Raw genomic sequence first — 19,462 nt, 5'->3', positions numbered from 1 at the left:
ATCCCGCCACGCCACCCCGGTCTTGGCCTTGTACAACATCCCGTTGATCACCCGCCGGTCATCCACCCGCGGACGGCCCGCCACACCCGAGGGCGGCAGCAACGACTCGATCTCCCGCCACTGCTCGTCGGTGAGTTCATGCCTGCGCACCACAAGCGCAAGATCAAACCAGATCAGCCAGACCCGCTTTGAGGACACGCCCTAGCGACGAGGCCGTCCAAGTGGTGCATACCCGACGGCGCCGGCCCGGTCCCGTCGACGATGACCTCGCTCACGACCGGGGCCAACTCACGGATGTCACTCACGAGCGGCGCGAACGTCTCGTCGACCAACAGAACGCCGGTGCCGGAGTCCTCGAGGGAGAACGCAATCTCGGAGACGGCCCATCGGGTGTTCACGGGAACAAAGGCGGCGCCCGCCCAGCAGGCGGCGAGCATGAACTCGTGGTAAATGTCCGAATTGGCGGAGAGGATGGCCACGCGGTCCTCGGGCTGAACGCCAAGCCCCCGCAGGAGACCGGCCAGGCGCGCTACTCGATCGGCCGACTCGGCCCACGTCCGGGTGCGCTCGCCGAGGATGGTGGCGGGTCTGTTCGGAATCTGCTGCACCGCGCGATGAAGGGCCTGGGTCAGTTCCACGACACCTCTCCTCTTCAGACGAATTGACGCCTGACTGAACGGGGAGCCCGGGCTACGTCGACCCGCTCCTATACCGTTGAACCCGCATGCTCTCGCGACGCTACCAGGAGAGATCGGGGCGGAAAGGTTCGAGCGTGCGTTGCTGGCACTTTGCCCGATTATTGCCGAGCGGGTCGGGGCACGTGGCACCAAATCATTTCACCGTCTCGCACGGCGGCGGTAAGGTCGGTAGAGTCAATCGACGTGGCACTGGTCGCTGGGGCCGCAGTCGCCGAGGAAGGCGTCACGCCGCCCCGTCGGGTCATGACGCCGCTCTCACCCCTGTTTACTGGAGGTCTCCACGGGAGTCTTCCTCGGCAAAGCGTCAGCCTGCGCCGGCGGCTGCTCTGGATCCACACCGTGGAATAGCCAAAGCAGACGAGTGATCATCGTCTACGCGGCCGACACCGAAAAGGCCTCTATTCCAAGATCCACCACCACGGGTGGACATCCGTCGAGGTCGAAGCCTCGCCCTTCGTGCTCCGACCCAACAGCAACAACCTCCGCCCCGGCAGAACATCCGGGCCAACCCAGGGCTGGAGCAGCGCAAACCGCCGACAGCGGTTCCGAGGGGCGGTAAGTCGATCTAAATTCGCTCAACGCTCGCGAGAACCAGCAGCTCAACAAGTGTGCGCCCCGCGGACGCGGGGGTGGCCCCACCTCGTCGGTGTGGGCGGCTCTGTCGGTGATGTGCGCCCCGCGGACGCGGGGGTGGTCCCCTCGGGCCGGCGCTCGTGTCGATCCTGCAGATGTGCGCCCCGCGGACGCGGGGGTGGTCCCGGAGGCGGCGATACGGTCCCGGTAGTCGATGAGTGCGCCCCGCGGACGCGGGGTGGTCCCGGGGCGATGACCATGGCTGCGTCCGGGTCGTCGTGCGCCCCGAGGACGCGGGGGTGGTCCCGCCTCCGTGGCGCTCTCGGCCAGCGGGACCCTGTGCGCCCCGCGGACGCGGGGGTGGTCCCCAGTCGCTCGCTCATCACGTCCTCGGTAGTGCGTGCGCCCCGCGGACGCGGGGGTGGTCCAAGTCCCAAAGATCGCGGCGGCACCAGCGGCGAGTGCGCCCCGCGGACGCGGGGGTGGTCCCGTGCGGACAAGAATCACGAGCGGGGTCAGGCGGTGTGCCCCGCGGACGCGGGGGTGGTCCCACCGGCCCCCAGCACGGCATGGTCACCGGCGGGTGCGCCCCGCGGACGCGGGGGTGGTCCTCGGCCCCAGGACGAGAGCAGCGTCCCCGTCAGGTGCGCCCCGCGGACGCGGGGGTGGTCCCCGGCTCCGGGGGTGTCGTAGCTGTACTTCCCGGTGCGCCCCGCGGACGCGGGGGTGGTCCCGCGGTGTCTTCACCGGGAACATCGATCCTAGGTGCGCCCCGCGGACGCGCGGGTGGTCTCAAGTCCTGGTCCTGCCCGTTGATGCAGATACGCCAGCCGTCATCACCGGTCCGGCGCCAGTCGCTGAAGCTGCGGGTCGTCACGAGCAGGAAACTGCCGTTGCTCCCGGCGAGCGCGGTCACCACGGTGAGCCATCCACGGCGATGTGCGACCTCGTGATAATGCAGGCCCAACGGCTCCGCGCCGGTGTGGCGGCAGATCTCGACGAGCAGCCCACGCGCAGCGTGGTGCGCGCCGAGCATGCCCACACTGCCCCGAAGCGGGATGTTCGATCCGCTCGATCTGCCCAGCGCCGTCCTCCTCAGCCGGATCAACCTCCGGGTCGACCAGGACCCGCACCAGCGCCTGGCCGGCCTCGATCGCACCCAAGGTGCGACGCTTCCCCTTCCGCACCACCAAAGCCCCATCGGCGCGGCGGCGGACCTGGATCGGCTCTCGGACACCCCGGTCACGGATCGACCGCACGAACTCCCGGTCAAGGACCACAGTGCCGCGGACGTTCGCGCCGATGATCAGCTGACGTGGATCGACCTGCAGCAGCTCCCCGAGCGGAGCGCCAGGGACCGCCGCGCCGCCGTCGTGCTCGGCCCTGACGTCGGCGGTCGCCTCGTTTTCGTCGTACTGGTGATCGTCGGTCATGGACAGGCTCCTTCGTAGTGGCCGCGTGCCCTGCGGGGCGGCGGCGGTTGGTCCCGGTGTGGGACGCACCCGGCAGGCAGCGCCCGCCCGGTCGGCCGGGGGTTCCGGGCTGGCCTGCCCGGCGTGGACCAGCACTCGACAACGCAGATCCGACTGGTCGGGCCAAGCTGCGGGTTCACCCGGCGCAGGCCGGCCAGGGTTCATCGGCCACTAGATCGGGCGGCGCTGCCACACTGCGTCGGCCCACCCGCAAGGACCACCGACCTGACACCACGGGACGCAGCCGCTGCCGAATCAGCCGCAGCACCGCGCGAGGTACTCAGCGCTACGCAGACGAGGATCGGGACACAGGTGGAGCGATGGACACGTCGCTCGGCCACAGGTCCCGCCGGACGCGGATGAACCTGGGCGGGTGGCGCCACCGATGATCCTCGAACGCCGTGTCGACATCGAGCTCCACGACGGTCGTCGGTGCGACCTGAACGTAGGTCACCGGTTCGCTGGGGCGCTGCCCGAACCGGCTGGAGGCAATGGCCGGGGGCCACGGATGCTCGGTACCGGGGGCGGTCAGAACCGCGGCGATGTCGTCGCGGGCAGCGCGGGGCAACGGGCTGGTCCGGCCGGCAACCCGCAGCCGGCCACGATAATCAGTCCGACCGACGATGAGCGCCTCAGGCTGTACCAGCGTGCCCAACACACCGCCGACAACGGCTTCCGCGGTGAAACGGGTACGGACCTTCCGCCACATCCTGCCGCCCGGCCGGTAGACGTGGTCGAGCCGTTTCGCCACGACGCCCTCGATGCCGGCGTCGGAGTGGTTGAGCAGCCACGCCCGCGCGACGGCTGGCTCGGTCGACATCGGCATGAGGACCAGGCCATGCGGGAGCCGGCGGGTGAGGAGCTCCTCGAGCAGTGCCCGGCGCACGCTGTAGGGCCGGTAACGATTGCCTTGCCGTCGAGGGCGAGGACGTCGAACACCACATAGGACGCCGGCATGGCGAGGGACAGTTCCCGAGCTCGCGAATCGGCAGGGTGCAGCCGCCCTTGCAGCGCGGCGAAGTCCATCCGGCCCTCGTGCCAGAGAACCAGCTCACCATCCAGCACCACATCGACGTCCAACTCGCTGACGGCACAGACGATCTCGGGAAAGTACCGACCCAGCGGGCGCTGCTGACGCGACTGCAGCGCGACCCGATCCATGCCGCGGTAGGCGAGGCAGCGAATAAGCGAATAGTTGACTGAACTCCGACCTTAGGCTGAGTCCGGTTCGGCGGTGATGGTCGCCGCGTGGTTGGTGTTGCCGGGTGGGTGGCCTCGTTGGACGGCATGATCGGGATCGAGAGCGAGATCACCGCGGGTCTTGTCCGTGACCTGTTGCGGGACCAGCATCCGGACCTGGCCGAGCTGCCCCTCCGCGAGGTGGAGGGCGGCTGGGGCAACCAGATGTGGCGCCTCGGGGACGAGTTGGCCGTGCGGATCCAGCGCATGGACATCGACCCCGATCACCAGCTCAACGAGCGCCGGTGGTTGCCGTTGCTCGCCCCGCGCCTGCCGCTGCCGATCCCTGTCCCGGTGCGGAGTGGTGCGCCCTCCGAGCGTTTCCCCAAGATGTGGACGGTCATGACGTGGGTGGCCGGCCTGCCTCTGGACCAGGGGTCGATCACCCGCGGCGAGGACGCGGCCGACACCTTGGCGGCGTTCCTCCGGGCGCCGCATGTGGCACCGCCCGCCGATGCACCGGTTGCTAGGGATGGCCGCGGCGCGCATCCCAAGGACTCCACGAACGGCTTCAACCACTTCTTCGACTCCGTTGGCGCTGACGCGATCGGCTCCAACGCTGCCGACGTCCGGGCCGTCTGGGACGACGCCGTCGCGGCCCCCGCGTGGGAGGGTCCGCCGGTGTGGGTGCACGGCGACCTGCATCCCGCGAACGTTGTCGTCGCGGACGGGACGTTGGCGGGCGTTGTCGACTTCGGCGACCTGTTCGCCGGCGACCCGGCGTTGGACCTGGCGGCCGCCTGGGTGTTGCTGCCGGCGGGCGCGGCCGCACGCTTCTTCGCCGCGTACGCGGAGGCTGATGAGGCGACGGTCCGGCGCGCCCGCGGGCTGGCCGCGCTGAAGAGCCTCTCCTGATGCTGATGGGTCAGAACGGGGACCGCGGCCTGCCCGGCGGCAAGCCGGCGTGGGGTCCGGCGGGACGGGCGGCGCTCGACCGGGTCCTGAGAGAGCGTCTCACCCGATTCCATGAGTAGATCCGCGGCATACGCCCGCGATTGGGCCCGCGACTGGGCCTGCGGTGCCGCCGCTCACTGAGCTGATCTGATCAGAGGGAGCTGGTCGGGCTGGGGTGCGACGTTGCGAAGGCAGGAGCCGCTGAACCCCACCGTTGATCCGGCGACTCGCCGCCAGAACGGCAGATCGACGGCCTGATGCGCAACTCGATCCTCGCAGTAGCGTGCCCGCGCCACCCATCCAGGGAGTATCGGGCGAGAACCGGCGCGTCTGGCGCTGGGCAACCCGCGGCACCGCAACGCTGGCCGGATGGTGGTCGCCGGCCAAGTCGGACGGGTCGAGTCGCGGGAGACGGGCCTGCGCTGGCGGGTGGCCTTTCCCGACACCGAACACCTCACCCCATCCCGCCGAGCGGGGTCCGGGATCTGCTGGTGGACTACCTCGGCGAGCTCAAACCGGGCATGGACTACGGCTCCCTGCAGGGGCTGGCCTACCGGCTGGTCCGCCTGTTCTGGTGGGGGATCCTGCAGATCAACCCCGACCAGACCGACCTACGCATCGCCCCTCAGACCGCCACGCGCTGGAGGGAGCGGTTCGCCGTCACCACCGACGGGCGGCCACGCGGGGAGCTGCATTCCACCCTGCTCGCGATCCGAGGTCTCTACCGCGACCTCGCCGAGTGGTCCCACCACGACCCCGTCCGCTGGGGCATCTGGGTCGCGCCATGTCCGATCCCGAGAACTGAGTCCCGGGCCGCCGCGACCGACCAGCGCCGGCGCAAGGCACGGATGCAGGCCCGGACCCGCGTGCTCACCCCGCTGCTTCCCGCGTTCGTCGCCGCTGGCGAGGCCCGCCGCGACTGGGGCAAGCGCCTGCTGGAATCTGCCCAAGCCACCCCGGAAGGCGAGCAATTCGTCGTCGACGGCGTCACCTTCGCCCGCTCCCGGCCGCACCCCCGCAGCCACTACGAGGTTCAGAAGGCCTCCCAGCTCTGGGCCGAAGTCCTCCACACCGAGCCCGGAGCCCGCGCCGTCCCACTCCACGGCGGCCGCGCGAACATCACCATGCTCGAACAGGACGCGTTCTGGGCCTGGGGCCTCGTCGAGACCCTGCGCCACACCGGCATCCGGATCGAGGAACTCCTCGAACTCACCCAGCTCTCGCTGCGCCACTACACCCCGGCATCGACAAACACGCTGGTCCCACTGCTGCACATCGTTCCGTTCAAGACCGACGCCGAACGGCTCATCCCCATGAGTCCCTTGCTGGTCACCGTCCTGCTCGCCGTCCAACGGCGCGCCAAGAACGGCACCGCGCACGTCCCGCTCTCGGTCCGCTACGACCCCCACGAGAAGACCCACGGCCAGCCGCTGCCGCACCTGTTCGCCCGCCGCCGCGGCACCCGCCACGAGGTCATCTCCATGTTCGCCGTCCGCACCCTGCTCGGTGTCACCGCCGACTGGGCCGGCCTCACCGACAACGGCGAACCGGTCCGGTTCACCCCGCACGACTTCCGTCGCCTGTTCACCACCGAGCTCGTCGGCGCCGGCCTCCCGCTGCACATCGCCGCCTCGCTGCTCGGCCACCTCAGCCTCGACACCACCCGCGGCTACACCACCGTGTTCCCCGAACACCTCATCGCCGCCCACGAAGCGCTCGTCGAACGCCGCCGCGCACTGCGCCACAGCGCCGAGCAGCGCACCGCCACCGGCGACGAGTGGGCCGAGTTCGAACAGCACTTCCTGCTCCGCAAGGTCGCCCTCGGCGACTGCCACCGTCCCTACGGCACCCCCTGCGTCCACGAACACGCCTGCACCCGCTGCCGCTTCCTCCGCGTCGACTCCGCCCAACTCGGACGCATCGAGGAGATGACGACCAACGCCGAAGCCCGACTCGCCGAGGCCCGCGACAACGTCTAGCTCGGCGAGTTCGCCGCCCTCGAGGAAAGCCTCACCCACCTCCGCCGCCGACGCGCAGAAGCCGAAGCCGGACGCACACCCTCCGCGGCGGAGGTCAGTTGAGGATGCAGAGCCGGCAACTGACCGGGTGATCAGCGCCGACGATCACAAACCGTTCGCGCCTGCCGAGTTGCCGTCTCCGGCGGGGCCGCTGCCGTTCGTCGCCGAGCTGCCTGGCGATTGGACAGTGTGATCGACATGATCGCGCGCATGACGAGCGACGAGCTGCCGGGCTGCGCGATCGTTTCCGGGATGCCGGGGATGCCTTCTCAGCGTGCCCTGTTGCCGCGGACGACACCGGCCGCCGTGGGGGTGTCGTCCCGCGCGGTCGCCGCGCTGCTGGACCGGCTCGAAGCGCAATCCATCGAATGCCACTCCATCATGGTGGTACGCCACGGTCACGTCCTCGCCGAAGGCTGGTGGGCGCCGTACTCGGCCGAACGCCCACACCTGCTCTACTCGCTGACCAAATCGTTCACCTCGGTCGCCGTCGGGCTGGCGATCGCCGACGGGCTGCTCTCGCTGGACGACCGGATGGTGGACGTACTGCCCGACCACGTTCCGGCTGACATCTCCGAGCAGGGACGCCGCATCACCGTCCACCACCTGCTGTCCATGACGGCCGGACACGACGCGGACAGCCTCGACGGGGCCTGGCAACTGGAACCGGGCGACCTCGTCAAGGGCTTCCTGCGCGTACCGTTTCCCGAGGCCGAGGGAACACGGCACACCTACGACAACTCGACCACCTTCGTCCTGGCCCGGATGGTGGAACGGGTCACGGGCCGCGGCCTGCCGGAGTTCCTCGACGAGCGTCTCTTCACGCCGATGGGTGTCGACCACGCCGAGTGGGACCGGGTGGCCAGCGGTGCCGCCTTCGGGTTCCACGGGCTGCACCTCACGACCGAGGCCGTCGCCGCGTTTGGCGAGCTGCTGCTGCGCGGCGGCCGTTGGGGCGAGCGGCAGCTCGTTCCGCGCGAATGGGTGGAGCTCGCGACCAGGCGGCACGTCGAGACGCTGCCTCCCGCGGACGGAGCCGGAAACCCCGACTTCCTGTGCGGTTACGGGTACCAGTTCTGGATGTCGCGGCACGGCTACCACGGAAACGGGTCCTTCGGCCAGCAATGCGTGGTCGTCCCGTCGCACGATCTCGTGGTCGCCGTGACCAGCGGCCACCCGAACGAGGACTCGCCGGCACAGGTCGTGCACGACGCCATCTGGGAGTGCCTGCTACCCGGCGTGAACGGGGCGGGTGACGCCGGGGGGGACGGCACCCGGGACGACGAGCTCCTCGCCGAGCGGCTGCGCCGGCTGTCCTTCGCGCCCGTGTCGGGTTCGGCCGAGCCGGGCCGTTCGGTCACGGCGAGACTCGACGCCTCCGCCGAGGGTTCGGCACTGCCCGACGGGACCAGGGTGGTCGTCGATCCCGTCGATGGTGGCTGGCTCCTGCGACTCGGGTCGTGCCTCGACATCGAGGCAGGCCACGGCCGATGGCGGGAGAGCTCGCCGCTCGGGCGCCCCGTCGTCGCGGCCGGCGCCTGGCAGGGCAGCACGTTCGTCGCCGAGCTCTACGTCATCACCACCCCGCACCGGGTGCGGCTGGTGGTCGACGCCGAGGCGCAGACAGCGGTGGCGACGTGGAGCACCGTGCCCCTGACCGGCCCCAGCCTGGAACGGCACGTGACGTCGCCGCTGATGACACAGCCCGACCTCGCGTAGGTGATCTCACACTGCACTGCACGCATGCCCCGGCGTCGATCCTGCCCTGGCCGACGAGCTGATCCGGCGGCTCCGGCAGGAGCCATGGGTGATGCGTGTTCTGCACGTAATCGAACGCAGCGGATTGCCCGACGCTTGGGCCGGCGCTGGAGTTCTCCGCGACATCATTTGGGGCCAACTCAACGGCGGTTTTGACCCCAGCGTCGTCCGCGACATCGACGTCGCGTTCCACGACCGCTCCGACCTGGGTCGGCGACGTGATGAGACGGCAGAACAAAGGCTGCGCACCTTGGCCCAGGATCTTGCTGGGAAGCCACCAATCAGGCCGCAGTTCACACCTGGCACCACCAGTACTTCGGGGGCCCGCCCGTGGAGCCGCTCACCACCGTCCACGATGCCGTTGCGACCTAACCGGAGACCGCCACCGCTGTTGCAGTCCGAAGTACATCGGACGGCATCGACGTCTGCGCCCCGCACGGCGTCGCCGACCTGCTTGAAGGTGTCTGGCGTCGAAACCCCACGCGGGTCACCGGCGCAGTCCCGCGAGCGCGACTTGCCCGCCAGCGTCCCGTTGAACGCTGGCCCAGCGTAATCGTCTTGGAGCCGTGAGGGTCGGTCACGGACCGGGCGTGAGCCCGGCGAACCAGGAGCGATGCATCGAAGGCGGCACACGACCAGGCTCACCCGATCGTGGAGTTCAGTTAAGGAAACCGTCCATTTCGGTTCCACGGGCCAACCGACAGGGTGGCTCGTCGGGAGCCGCAGTGCCGGCACCGCGATCATCGGGCGCATCGGGTACTCGACACCCGCTATGCCACCCCTTCGCCCATTCAGGGACAGTAAGCAGGTCACAGTGGGTTCGAGCTGCCGGACCGGCTGTGGTCACGGCGGTGGCTAACCGGTTGCTCTACGTCTGCAGTTCCTTCTGATCCGCGCGCCGAGATGCGGGCTCGCCACGGCACCTTCGATGCCAGCGCCCTCCCAGGTGGTTTGACGACAGTTATCCACAGTTGATCAACGCTAGTACCGATGCGTGGTCACAGCGACCATGCTTCGGCCTCGTGAAGGCTGCGAGCCACCACCAGATAGCCACGAACAGACCACGTGGCGAGCACTCGCGTCGGCAGGCTAATGGGCGACTTTCCCTGCTCCGTCCATCGTACCTGCTGGAGAAATCGATGAAGGCAAACGAGCGCCGTTTGAGCACCGCCGAAGGCGCGGAAATGAGTCAGAAGGAACTTTACCGAGTCAGCGAGGCAATGGACCTGCTGTCGCTGGGCCGCAGCGTAATATACGAGCTCCTCCGGAGCGGGCGACTTCGATCGGTGCGCGAAGGACGGACGCGCCTGATCCCGGCCTCCGCGATCACCGAATACGTTGCGCTTCTCGAACGAGAGGCCGATGCCAATGGCTTCGGCGCGGCGTCATGACATCTCGTCGAGGCCGGGGCGAGGGCGGGCTGCACTGGGATGAGCAACGGCAGCGATGGATCGCAACAGCCAGCCTCGGGTTCGACTCCCGCGGCAAGCGAATCACACGTAAGGCCAGTGGCCACACCAAGACGGATGCCAAGAACAAGCTCCGCACCATCCTCCGCGAGCAGGAGGACGGCCTCTCCGTCACGGGAGCTCAGAACTACACCGTCGCCGCCGCCGTGCGGGACTGGCTCGCGTTCGGACTTGTGGGCCGATCGGAGAGCACGACCGCGAATTACCACACCATCGCCGAGACGCACATCATTGCGCCGCTCGGGGCACGCCGGCTCCGCGACCTCTCGGCGGACGATGTCGACCGTTGGTTGAGCGCGGAATCTCGCAGGGTCAGCACGCGCACGCTCCGGCTCATGCACTCGCTGCTCAACCGCACGATGCGACACGCGATGGCACGCGACAAGGTGAAGCGGAACGTGGTGTCCCTGTGCGATGTACCAACCGGGATCCAGGGGCGGCCGTCGAAGTCGCTGACCTTCGAGCAAGCCGAAGCTGTCCTGGCCGCAGCGGAGGATTCGCCCCTCCACGCGTACATCGTGATGTCGCTGCTGACCGGCGCCCGAACCGAAGAACTGCGCGCGCTGCACTGGCGCGAGGTCGACCTCGAGGGGCGTCCGGACGCCAGCCCGCCGATACCCCCCTCAGTGGCGGTCTACCGCTCCGTCCGCGCCGGCGGCGACACCAAGACCGTCACATCACGCCGGCGACTCGCGATGCCGCAACGCTGCGTGGATGCCCTGCGCCGCCACCGCGACCGCTTGCCAGAGCCACCACCACCCGACGCACTGGTGTTCGCCACCGCCAACGCCACCCCACTCGACGCCCACAACGTGCGTCGGTCGTTCCGCCGCGTGATCGCCACCACCAGCCTTGACCCCACAGCCTGGACACCCCGCGAACTCCGCCACAGTTTCGTGTCCCTGCTCTCGGCGTCAGGAGTCCGGATCGAGGACATCTCCCGCCTGGTCGGGCACAGCGGCACCGCGGTCACCGAGCGGGTCTACCGCCATCAGCTGCAGGCCGTGCTCGACGAGGGCACCACCGCGATGGACGACCTGTTCCCCCACAACGAGCCCGACAGTCACTCACATAGTCACTCAGCAAGAAACCATGATCGAAAGCCAGCCGCGCCCGGCTTCAGTCCAAAGCCGGCAGCGACCCCACCTACACAGCATTTTCGCAGGTAGAAATGCTGATGGGCGGCTCCCCCGACGAAAGGGAACCGCCCATCATGCCGTCGGGACGACAGGATTTGAACCTGCGACCCCTTGACCCCCAGTCAAGTGCGCTACCAAGCTGCGCCACGTCCCGGCCGCCCCCGAAGGAGCGAGATCAGCCTACCGCATGGCCGATCGGCCCCCACCGGCCGGTCGTGGCTCCCCCCAACTGGCCCGGTAGTCCGCACTTTCCCGTCGGTCACCCCGGTGCGCCGGGGATCACGACCCGGCCAGTCTGTGCCGCACGGGCCCGGCGCACTACCGCCCTCGGTCGCCCAGCGGGGGCGACCTTGGTGGGTACCGATGGGTAGCTCAGATGCCCGAGGGCCGGCCCAGCAACTCCGACACTCCTTGGTCGATGAAGGCCGTGTCGACCGGATTGACGCCACCACCGGCGAAGTGGCCCCACACGCCGGGGATCACGCGCAGCTCCGCGTTCGGCATCTGCGAGACGGCCCACTTCTCGTCCTCGGGCGGGAAGTAGAGGTCCTTCTCGGCCGGCATGACGAGCGCGCGGGCCCGGATGGAGGCCAGCGCCTCCTCGGTGGAGGAGAAGCCCGGGGTGGTGCCGACGTCGCCGTGCCACCAGGTGTCGAGCATCGTCAGCAGGTCGTTGGGATCCTTGTCGACGACGAAGATGCCCTCCCAGAAGTCGACGATGAAGTCCTCGAGGGAGGTGTGCCCGAGCTCGCGCCAGACCTCGTCGTAGTAGAAGGCCTGCGAGAAGCCCCAGCCGGCGTAGACCCGGGCGAACGCCCGCAGGCCACGGGCGGGCAGGGCGTCCGGCGCGTACAGGCCCTCGGCGAACGCGGCGTCGGCGCGGAGGGCGTGGGCCAGCGAGTCGAGGAACACCTGGTTGTGCGGGGCCGTCCGGGGCGAGCCGCAGAACGGCAGGATCCGCTGCACCATGTCCGGGTAGCTCACCGCCCACTGGTAGCTCTGCCCCGCGCCCATCGACCAGCCGAGCACGAGCGGGAGCGTCTCGATCCCGAACACCTCGGTGACGAGGCGGTGCTGCGACGTCACGTTGTCGCGCACCGTGATCGGCGGGAAGCGGCTCCGGTCCCACGGCGCCGGCGTGTTCGACGCCGACGAGCTCAGGCCGTTGCCCAGCATGTTCGGCACGATGATGAACCAGCGGTCCGGGTCGAGCGCCATGCCCTCGCCGATCAGCCACTCGTTGTCCCAGTGCCGCCCCGAGTACCAGGTCGGGTAGACGATCGCGTTGTCCTTCGCCGCGTTCAGCGTGCCGTACGTCTGGTAGGCCACCTTGGCCGGGCGCAGCGTCGCGCCGCACTCGAGGGTGAAGTCCGGGATCTCGTGGACGTCGTACGGCGCCTCCCGGCCGGTCATGACGACACCGCGCAGCTCCCCCGGTCCGTCGTGACGGGACCGGAGGCGGACGGCCGGATGTCGAAGTCGAAGATCGCCGTGGGCAGGTAGAGCGAGCAGCAGGCGTTCGGGATGTCCACCACCCCGCTCACGCGGCCCTCGATGGGTGCGGCCCCGAGCAGCAGGTAGGCCTGCTCGCCGGAGTAGCCGAACTTCTTCAGGTACTCGACGGCGTTGAGGCACGCGTTGCGGTAGGCGACGGTGGCGTCGTTGTAGAGCTGGGTGTCGGTCGTGTGGTCGACGCCGATCCCGATGAACGTCACGAACTCCGAGTAGCGCGGCTCGACGTTGCCCGGCATGAGGATCGGGTTGGTCGTCACGCCGTAGGTCTCCATACCGCCCTTGATCAGGTCGACGTGGAAGTCGATGAAGCCGCCCATCTCGATCGCGCCGCAGAACGTGATCTCGCCGTCGCCCTGGCTGAAGTGCAGGTCGCCGCCGGAGAACAGCGCGCCGGGGACGTGCACCGGGTAGAAGACGCGCGAGCCGCGGGTGAAGTTCTTGATGTCGTGGTTGCCGCCGTTCTCGCGGGCCGGGACCGTGCGGGCGCCGTCGCGGGCGATGGCGGCCAGGGTGTCGCCGGTGGCCGTGCCGCCGAGGGTGGACTCCTCCAGCGGCGGCAGGGCCAGCGGCGGGACGCGGTCGGGGTCGGTGGCGATGAGCGCGCGCTCGCGGTTGTTCCAGCGGGCCAGCAGCTCGGCCGACGGCGCGGTGCCGAAGAGGCCGGGGTGGGTGATGCCGGTGAACTCGACGCCGGGGATGTGCCGGGAGGTGGCCTTCTGCCCGGAGAAGTCCCAGATCGCCTTGTAAGCGTCGGGGAAGGTGTCGGTGAGGAAGCCGCCGCCGTTGGCCTTGGCGAAGATCCCGGTGTATCCCCAGCCCTGGCCGGGGGCCTCGCCGACCTCCTGGGGGACGGGGCCGAGATCCAGGATGTCGACGACGAGCAGGTCACCCGGTTCGGCGCCTTCGACGTGGATGGGACCCGAGAGCATGTGCGCCCTGGTCAGGTCGACGTCGCGCACGTCGTTGGCGGAGTCGTTGTTGCCGATCTGGTTGTCGGTCCACTCGCGGCACTCCACCCGGATCGACTGGCCGGGCCGCACGGAGACCGCCGGCGGGATGTCGGGGTGCCAGCGGTTGTGTCCGGGCACGGCCTGGTCGCGCATGGACTTGGCCTGGTCGACGGAGAAGACGACGTCGGGCATGAGGGACCTCCAGAAGGGGGTACGGAGCAGGCGGTGCGGGTGGCGCGTCAGGGCCGGGGAAGGCGGGCGTGGCGCGGATCTTTGGTGACCGGCGTGGCGCGCCGGGACCGTCCGGGTAGGGACGTCACGACGTCGGGCGAGTCGGCGCTGCGCGCGCCGGCGTCGAGGGCTCGGCGCACCGCCGGGTCGAGGCTGCGCAGGGCGGGGCCGCCGAAGACCCGGCGCGCGGGTTCCCCGCAGTCCGGGCACCGGGCGGGCTCTCCGGCTTCGGCCATCGGCCGGACGAGGTCGAAGGTGTCCCCCGCGGGGCACCGGTATCCGTAGGTCGGCACTCGTCACCTCCTGAAGAACCGAAACTGTCAGATGAAACTATTTTGATGAGTAGTACCCGTCAAGGCGTGAGCTGGGCGACGACGTCCAGGCCGAGCCCGTCGGCCCTGGCCAGGTACACGCTCTGCAGCAGGTGGTTGCCCGCCATTCGGACGCTCCCCCGCGGACTGTCGTAGGCGAGGGTCTCGGCGGCGGCGGCGAGCTCGTCGGACCCGAGGCTGCCCGCCCTCTCGGCCATCCTCGCCAGCAACGTCACGCCCTCGTAACAGGATTCGCCGAGCGATCCGGGCACCGGAGCCTGCACGCCGAAGCGGGCGGCGTAGCGGCGGGAGAAGTCGAGTCCGGACGACGTGGGCAGCGCCTCGAAGTAGCCGGACGCGGCGTAGAGATCATGGGTAGCGGCGGCGCCTGTGGCGAACACCATGTTCTCCTCCATGAGCGGGCTGAGCCGCACGCAGGCGCTGTCGAGCCCCGCGGCGGCGAACGCCCGGTTGAACCGCACCGCGTCGGAGCCGACCAGCAGCATCAGCACACCGTCGGCACCGCTGCGCTCCACGCGGTGCACCGCGGCCGCGAAGTCCAGGGTGCCCAGTGGCACGAAGACCTCGTCGAGGATCCGGATGTCCGTGCGGCGGCGTGCGTAGTGGCGGGCCACCGCGGCCGACGCGAGCGGCCACACGTAGTCGTCCCCGACCACGCACCACGTCCGCACGCCCAGCTCACCCGCCATCCAGCGCAGCGCGGGCAGCAGTTGCCGGTCGGGGGTCTCCCCCGCCAGGTAGACGCCCGGGGTCCGCTCGCCACCCTCGTAGAGGGGGCTGTAGACGTAGGGGGCGCGGCCGGACACGATCGGCGCGACCTGCTGGCGGACCGCCGAGATGTGCCAGCCGGTGACCGCCTCCACCGCGCCGGCGCTGAGCAGCCCGTCGATCTCCCCGGCCACCGCGCGGGGCGCCCGTCCGCCGTCGACGACCCGCAGCCGCACCTCCCGCCCGAGCATGCCGCCGCCTGCGTTCACCTCGTCGACGGCCAGCAGGCCGCACGCCTCGCAGGACGGCCCGACGATCGCCGCGGGGCCGCTGCGCGGCACCACGAAGGCGACCTCCAGCGTGTCGCGTGCCATGCCCACCCCCGGTCCCGCACGGTGTCCGGTGTCGAGGTGATTCCTGCTCGGTCTGCTCTGCTGTGACGTCCTGCCGGTGACGGTGCCCGTGCCGAGGACAGTGTTTACGATGTCGGCTCCGGCGTCACGCGCCGAAGGAGGATGACGTGACTGCTTTCCGAGCGCCCGCGGCGCAACCCGCCGCGCTCGCGCCCGTACTGCCGGAGCTGCTGAACCAGGTGGCTCACCAGGCCTCCCGCCGGATGGAGGCGGCCCTCGGCCCGGACGGCCCCACGCTCGACCAGTGGCGGGTGCTCACCCTGCTCAGCGACGGCGCGGGCCATCCGATGACCGAGATCGCGAGCCACGCGATGGTGCCGGCCCCCACCCTCACCAAGATCGTCGACCGGCTGGTGGAACGGGCGCTGGTGTACCGGCGGCCCGACGAGACCGACCGCCGTCGCGTGCTGGTGTTCCTGTCCGACCACGGTCGGGCCCGGTACGAGCGGCTCGCGCCGGCCGTGACCCGCGTGGGGGACGAGCTGGCGGACGAGCTGGGCACCCAGGACGCCGCCCGGCTCGTGGAGCTCCTGGAACGCCTCCGCGCCTCGCCCGGCTGACTCCGGCTACGGGGCCGCCGTCTCCTCCGCACGGGACGGCTCGGCAGCGGGCGGCAGCGCCACGGGCTCGTGGCGCAGCGGGAAGATCGCCCGCACGGCGAACCCCCCGCCGGCCATCGGGCCCCACGACAGCTGCCCACCCACCGACGCGACCCGTTCGGCCAGGCCGGTCAGGCCGGCTCCGCCGCCGCCCACCGTGTCGCGCCGCGCGCGAACCGGGCGCGCCGGGGCCGTGTTGCGCACGCGTACCTGCAGCTCCTGCGGCTGCCACTGCAGCTCGACGCGAACCGCGGAGCCCGGCGAGTGGCGGGCCGCGTTGGTGAGCGACTCCTGCACCACGCGGTACACGGCACGCCCGACGGCGGGACCGACCTCGGTGGGCGTCCCGCTCGGCAGCAGCTCGACGTCGACACCCGCGGCCCGCGAACCGGCCACCAGCGCCGCGATCTCGGTGAGCCCGGCGGCGTGCTCGCGCCCGTCGAGCAGTCCGAGCGCGACGCGCATCTCCGCCAGCGCCCGCTTCGCCAGTGTGCGGAGCTGCTCGGCTCCGTGGCGCGTCTCGTCCTCCTTGGTGGAGGCGGCGATCGCCGCCGCTCCGACCGCGATCAGCGTGGCGTGGTGCCCGACGGCGTCGTGGATCTCCCGGCCGATCCGGGCCCGTTCCTGCGCCCGCGCGGCTTCCTGCGAGGCCGCCAGCGCCTCCTCGCGGGCATGTTCGAGGTCGTTCAGGCTCTCCGTCAGCCGTTCCCGGGTGGACATGAGCAGGCCCAGCGAGGTGGGTGCGATGGCGTACAGCGCCACGAACGCCACGGTCAGCACGATCCGCTGCCAGGGCAGTGCCTGCGTCAGCAGTACCGGCGTGACGGCCGCGACGACCGGCGGCACCAGCCACGGCGCCGTGGCGTAGGCGCGGCCGGCGCGCCTGCCGAGCGTGTAGAGCGCGACCAGGGTGGCGGGCCAGCCGAGGCCGCCTGCGAGACCCCACAGCGCGCCCAGGACGGCGAGCGGGGGCCAGATGTGACGCAACGGCAGCAGCCCGCAGGCCACCAGGGCCGAGACCACGGACCACGAGAACGGCGGCTGCGCCCACAGGACCGCAACCGCCGGGACCAGCACGGCCGCGAGCTCCGTCCCGAGGCCGCGCAGCCGCTTCCCGCTCACCATCCGACTCCCCCCGATCGGTCCCCCGTCACACGCTTCCCCGGCCGCTCCTCAGACGAGCCCCCAGCTCTTCGCCAACAGCGCGACCTGCACCCGGTTGTCCGCGCCCAGCTTGATCAGCAGCGCTGACACGTACTTCTTGACCGTGGCCTCGGCCAGCCCGAGCCGGGACGCGATGGCGGCGTTCGAATCGCCGGCCGCGAGGCCGCGCAGCACCTGCTGCTCGCGCAGCGTCAGGCCGGCGGGCTGCGGGGCCCAGCCCGTGGCGAGATGCGGGAGCAGGCGGGCGGTGATGCGCGGATCGAGCACGGCCCCACCCGCGGCGAGGTCACGCACCGCCCGGACGAGCGCATCGGGGTCGGTGTCCTTGAGCAGGAAGCCCTGCACCCCGATACGCAGCGCCTCGGCCACGTAGTCGTCGAGGTCGAACGTGGTGAGCACCGCGGCAGCCGGGGCGTCGGGACGCGACCGCAGGATCCGCAGCGCGGTGAGCCCGTCGGTGCCGGGCATCTGGACGTCGGCCAGCACCACGTCCGGTCGGTACGCGTCGACGGCGGCGAGCAGCGAGGCGCCGTCCCCGGCCACTCCGACGACCCGGACCGCGCCACTCGCCTCGAGGACGGTGCGCAGGCCGGCCAGCATCAGCGGCTCGTCATCGGCGAGAACCACACGTACGGGCCCCGGTCCGCGCCCCACGTCGACCGCCATGTGGCCGAGCGTAACCGGAGGAGCACAGGACAACCCATCCGTGCCTGCCCTTCCTCGGCCACTTCACCCCAACCCGCCCCGCATCGGCGCACGGCGTCACCGATCCGGCAGGTCCGCCGGGCACCCGGTACCCACCGGAGGCACGGTCAGCTCGGTCAGGTACCGGTCCGCATGGTCGATGACGCATCCGCTTCCGGACTGGTACAGGACGTGGCCGGGACCGGCGTAGTGGATCACTGACGAGCCGGGCACGGCTGCGACCAGCACGTCCATGGTCGGCGTCTCGTCCGGCGAGCCCGCGCCCAGTAACGGCGGAAGTTCGGCGCCCGACAGTGGGGCCGGCGGGTTCACCGGTGGTGTGGGCCAACCCGAGCAGTCCAACCGGAGAAAATGCGTGAGGCCGGAGAAGTTCGGCGACCAGGCCACGGCGCGCTCCTGGGCCTGTGCGTAGTCGTCGTAGTTGGCGTATCCCCAGCCGTCGTGGCAGTGGACCGCGGCGCCACCGGGAAACATCGGCTGCTTGGGCATCACCGCGAAACCCGAGCCGTCTCCGTTGCGCGCCAGGTCGATGGCCGCCGCGAACTGCTGCGGGGTGTCCCCCAGGGCCATCGAGTTGAACTTCAGGTCGAACCCGGCCAGCGCCGCCTCTGGCCCCTTGCCCGGCACCGGGATCGGCGAACGGTCGGCGGCGGCGACCAGCGACTGCCACACCGCCGGCACGTCCTCGCCGTGGAGCGCGCAGTCGGCAGTGGTCGCGCACCAGTCGGCGAACCGGGCGAACCGCTGTTCCACCTGCTGGTAGTGCAGGCGGTCGGCCGCGGCGCGGTCGGCGGTGTGGTCGGGCACACCGTCCAGGAATACGGCGCGCACCCGGTCGGGGAACAGCCGGGCGTAGGCGACGGCCGGCACCCCACCGTACGAACTGCCGATGAGGCTGAGCTGCGGCTCGCCCATGGCGGCGCGGACCGCGTCGATGTCGCGCGCCACGGACGCGGAGTCCAGATGGTCGAACCGCTCCGGGTCACCGGCCCGGCACTGCTGCATCAGCGCCTGGTTCTGCGCGGCCTGGGCCTCGTACTCGTCCGCGGTGCGCGGGGGAATTTGCACGGGGCCGGGCTGGTAGCACCCGGGCGCCAACGCACCGATGACGTTGCGGGGATCGAACGTCACCACGTCGAACCGTTCGCGCAGGGCGGTGAAGGTACTGGCGACGTGCTTCAGCTCCCCGATCCCCGGACTGCCCGGGCCGCCGGGGATCGCGAACACCGTGCCGATCCGCCGGGACGGATCGGTGCCGGGCAACCGGGCCAACTCCAGTGTGATCGTGCGGCCGGCCGGTTGTGCCCAGTTCACCGGTACGTCGATCGCGGCGCACTGCATGCCCGGCGGGTTGTCCTCGCCCGGGCACGCCCCCCAGACGAGGCCGGGATCGGCAACGGCGACGGCGCTGCCGTCGTCGGCACACGCCGACATCGTCATCAGTCCGGCCACCACCAGGGCGGCGATCAACGATCTCGCACTGCGCATCGACTCTCCAACCACCGTCACTTCGGGACCTGCTCAGAGTCAGGTCGCCGGGGTCCGGCGCGCGTCCCGCTGCAGGACGGTCCCGATCTCCGCGCAG

At 70.6% G+C, this 19,462-nt stretch carries 17 protein-coding genes, 1 tRNA gene, 3 pseudogenes and 1 CRISPR repeat array; of the genes and pseudogenes, 8 read left to right on the top strand and 13 right to left on the bottom strand.

Annotated features, from left to right (window positions below; translation table 11 throughout):
• The 5 genes and pseudogenes from HF577_RS16350 to HF577_RS40185 all read right to left on the bottom strand — a co-directional run.
• The coding region (locus tag HF577_RS16350) for a transposase (RefSeq protein WP_169396712.1) at positions 1–153 on the bottom strand (153 nt) is incomplete at its 3' end.
• Positions 154–173: 20 nt separating this feature from the next.
• Positions 174–638: an AMP-binding protein gene (locus HF577_RS16345; protein WP_169396711.1), complete on the bottom strand. Its 465-nt coding sequence runs from the start codon at positions 636–638 to the stop codon at positions 174–176.
• 668 nt (positions 639–1,306) lie between these two features.
• Positions 1,307–2,064: a CRISPR direct-repeat array (repeat unit 28 nt; unit sequence GTGCGCCCCGCGGACGCGGGGGTGGTCC).
• 43 nt (positions 2,065–2,107) lie between these two features.
• Positions 2,108–2,704 (bottom strand): ParB N-terminal domain-containing protein, encoded by a 597-nt coding sequence (locus HF577_RS16340; RefSeq protein WP_169396710.1) that lies wholly within the window; start codon positions 2,702–2,704, stop codon positions 2,108–2,110.
• A gap of 325 nt (positions 2,705–3,029) precedes the next feature.
• Positions 3,030–3,563, bottom strand: coding sequence for a hypothetical protein (locus HF577_RS38435; RefSeq protein WP_246266445.1), 534 nt, complete (start codon positions 3,561–3,563; stop codon positions 3,030–3,032).
• Positions 3,564–3,700: 137 nt separating this feature from the next.
• Positions 3,701–3,904: pseudogene (locus HF577_RS40185) on the bottom strand (ATP-dependent DNA ligase); the annotation flags it as partial.
• A gap of 87 nt (positions 3,905–3,991) precedes the next feature.
• Here HF577_RS40185 and HF577_RS16330 point away from each other — a divergent pair.
• From HF577_RS16330 to HF577_RS16305, 7 genes and pseudogenes are all read left to right on the top strand, one after another.
• On the top strand, positions 3,992–4,837 hold the full coding sequence (locus tag HF577_RS16330; RefSeq protein ID WP_312859170.1) for a phosphotransferase: 846 nt from the start codon (positions 3,992–3,994) through the stop codon (positions 4,835–4,837).
• A 530-nt stretch (positions 4,838–5,367) separates the two neighbouring features.
• Positions 5,368–6,855, top strand: a complete 1,488-nt coding sequence (locus HF577_RS39740; protein WP_312859169.1) for a tyrosine-type recombinase/integrase — start codon at positions 5,368–5,370, stop codon at positions 6,853–6,855.
• A gap of 249 nt (positions 6,856–7,104) precedes the next feature.
• A complete protein-coding gene (locus HF577_RS16320) occupies positions 7,105–8,613 on the top strand; it encodes a serine hydrolase domain-containing protein (protein WP_211174367.1) in 1,509 nt (502 codons plus the stop codon).
• 91 nt (positions 8,614–8,704) lie between these two features.
• A pseudogene (locus tag HF577_RS40180) lies at positions 8,705–8,899 on the top strand (nucleotidyltransferase family protein); the annotation flags it as partial.
• Positions 8,900–9,036: 137 nt separating this feature from the next.
• Positions 9,037–9,222: pseudogene (locus tag HF577_RS40175) on the top strand (nucleotidyltransferase family protein); the annotation flags it as partial.
• Between the two features lie 569 nt (positions 9,223–9,791).
• The gene (locus HF577_RS16310) at positions 9,792–10,043 is read left to right on the top strand and encodes an excisionase family DNA-binding protein (protein WP_246266443.1); all 252 of its coding nucleotides are present in this window, start codon (positions 9,792–9,794) and stop codon (positions 10,041–10,043) included.
• Positions 10,040–11,290, top strand: a complete 1,251-nt coding sequence (locus HF577_RS16305) for a site-specific integrase (RefSeq protein ID WP_169396707.1) — start codon at positions 10,040–10,042, stop codon at positions 11,288–11,290. Before HF577_RS16310 ends, HF577_RS16305 begins: the two co-directional genes overlap by 4 nt.
• A gap of 50 nt (positions 11,291–11,340) precedes the next feature.
• Here HF577_RS16305 and HF577_RS16300 read toward each other — a convergent pair.
• The 5 genes from HF577_RS16300 to HF577_RS16280 all read right to left on the bottom strand — a co-directional run bounded on the left by HF577_RS16300 (position 11,341) and on the right by HF577_RS16280 (position 15,370).
• Positions 11,341–11,414, bottom strand: a tRNA-Pro gene (locus tag HF577_RS16300).
• 218 nt (positions 11,415–11,632) lie between these two features.
• Positions 11,633–12,673, bottom strand: coding sequence for an alpha/beta fold hydrolase (locus tag HF577_RS16295; RefSeq protein ID WP_169396706.1), 1,041 nt, complete (start codon positions 12,671–12,673; stop codon positions 11,633–11,635).
• Positions 12,670–13,917 (bottom strand): formamidase, encoded by a 1,248-nt coding sequence (fmdA, locus tag HF577_RS16290; protein WP_169396705.1) that lies wholly within the window; start codon positions 13,915–13,917, stop codon positions 12,670–12,672. The genes HF577_RS16295 and fmdA overlap by 4 nt, the downstream gene beginning before the upstream one ends.
• Before the next feature lie 47 nt (positions 13,918–13,964).
• On the bottom strand, positions 13,965–14,249 hold the full coding sequence (locus tag HF577_RS16285; RefSeq protein ID WP_169396704.1) for an FmdB family zinc ribbon protein: 285 nt from the start codon (positions 14,247–14,249) through the stop codon (positions 13,965–13,967).
• A 59-nt stretch (positions 14,250–14,308) separates the two neighbouring features.
• Positions 14,309–15,370 carry a substrate-binding domain-containing protein gene (locus HF577_RS16280; RefSeq protein WP_169396703.1) on the bottom strand — a complete coding sequence of 354 codons (1,062 nt, stop codon included), beginning with the start codon at positions 15,368–15,370 and terminating at the stop codon, positions 14,309–14,311.
• A gap of 146 nt (positions 15,371–15,516) precedes the next feature.
• Between HF577_RS16280 and HF577_RS38420 the strand changes: the two genes are divergently transcribed.
• Positions 15,517–15,969 (top strand): MarR family winged helix-turn-helix transcriptional regulator, encoded by a 453-nt coding sequence (locus HF577_RS38420; protein ID WP_211174365.1) that lies wholly within the window; start codon positions 15,517–15,519, stop codon positions 15,967–15,969.
• Between the two features lie 6 nt (positions 15,970–15,975).
• Here the strand turns inward: HF577_RS38420 and HF577_RS16270 are convergent, their stop codons facing one another.
• The 3 genes from HF577_RS16270 to HF577_RS16260 all read right to left on the bottom strand — a co-directional run bounded on the left by HF577_RS16270 (position 15,976) and on the right by HF577_RS16260 (position 19,365).
• Positions 15,976–17,133 carry a sensor histidine kinase gene (locus HF577_RS16270; protein WP_169396702.1) on the bottom strand — a complete coding sequence of 386 codons (1,158 nt, stop codon included), beginning with the start codon at positions 17,131–17,133 and terminating at the stop codon, positions 15,976–15,978.
• 48 nt (positions 17,134–17,181) lie between these two features.
• Positions 17,182–17,838 carry a response regulator gene (locus HF577_RS16265; RefSeq protein WP_169396701.1) on the bottom strand — a complete coding sequence of 219 codons (657 nt, stop codon included), beginning with the start codon at positions 17,836–17,838 and terminating at the stop codon, positions 17,182–17,184.
• A gap of 96 nt (positions 17,839–17,934) precedes the next feature.
• Complete coding sequence (locus HF577_RS16260) at positions 17,935–19,365, bottom strand: alpha/beta fold hydrolase (RefSeq protein ID WP_169396700.1); 1,431 nt, start codon at positions 19,363–19,365, stop codon at positions 17,935–17,937.
• Positions 19,366–19,462: the final 97 nt, after the last annotated feature.

Origin of the sequence: Pseudonocardia xinjiangensis (assembly GCF_012911925.1) — a bacterium.
In the GTDB taxonomy this organism is placed as follows: domain Bacteria; phylum Actinomycetota; class Actinomycetes; order Mycobacteriales; family Pseudonocardiaceae; genus Pseudonocardia; species Pseudonocardia xinjiangensis.
Note: the sequence above shows the minus strand (reverse complement) of the source record. Positions and strands in the feature narration are given on the sequence as shown.

Bases quoted from the DNA above. Each gene is read 5' to 3' on its own strand.
- HF577_RS16340 (WP_169396710.1), bottom strand. From the start codon at position 2,704: ATGACCGACGATCACCAGTACGACGAAAACGAGGCGACCGCCGACGTC.
- HF577_RS38435 (WP_246266445.1), bottom strand. From the start codon at position 3,563: ATGTCGACCGAGCCAGCCGTCGCGCGGGCGTGGCTGCTCAACCACTCC.
- HF577_RS16320 (WP_211174367.1), top strand. From the start codon at position 7,105: ATGACGAGCGACGAGCTGCCGGGCTGCGCGATCGTTTCCGGGATGCCG.
- HF577_RS16310 (WP_246266443.1), top strand. From the start codon at position 9,792: ATGAAGGCAAACGAGCGCCGTTTGAGCACCGCCGAAGGCGCGGAAATG.
- HF577_RS16305 (WP_169396707.1), top strand. From the start codon at position 10,040: ATGACATCTCGTCGAGGCCGGGGCGAGGGCGGGCTGCACTGGGATGAG.
- HF577_RS16295 (WP_169396706.1), bottom strand. From the start codon at position 12,673: ATGACCGGCCGGGAGGCGCCGTACGACGTCCACGAGATCCCGGACTTC.
- fmdA (WP_169396705.1), bottom strand. From the start codon at position 13,917: ATGCCCGACGTCGTCTTCTCCGTCGACCAGGCCAAGTCCATGCGCGAC.
- HF577_RS16280 (WP_169396703.1), bottom strand. From the start codon at position 15,370: ATGGCACGCGACACGCTGGAGGTCGCCTTCGTGGTGCCGCGCAGCGGC.
- HF577_RS16270 (WP_169396702.1), bottom strand. From the start codon at position 17,133: ATGGTGAGCGGGAAGCGGCTGCGCGGCCTCGGGACGGAGCTCGCGGCC.
- HF577_RS16265 (WP_169396701.1), bottom strand. From the start codon at position 17,838: ATGGCGGTCGACGTGGGGCGCGGACCGGGGCCCGTACGTGTGGTTCTC.
- HF577_RS16260 (WP_169396700.1), bottom strand. From the start codon at position 19,365: ATGCGCAGTGCGAGATCGTTGATCGCCGCCCTGGTGGTGGCCGGACTG.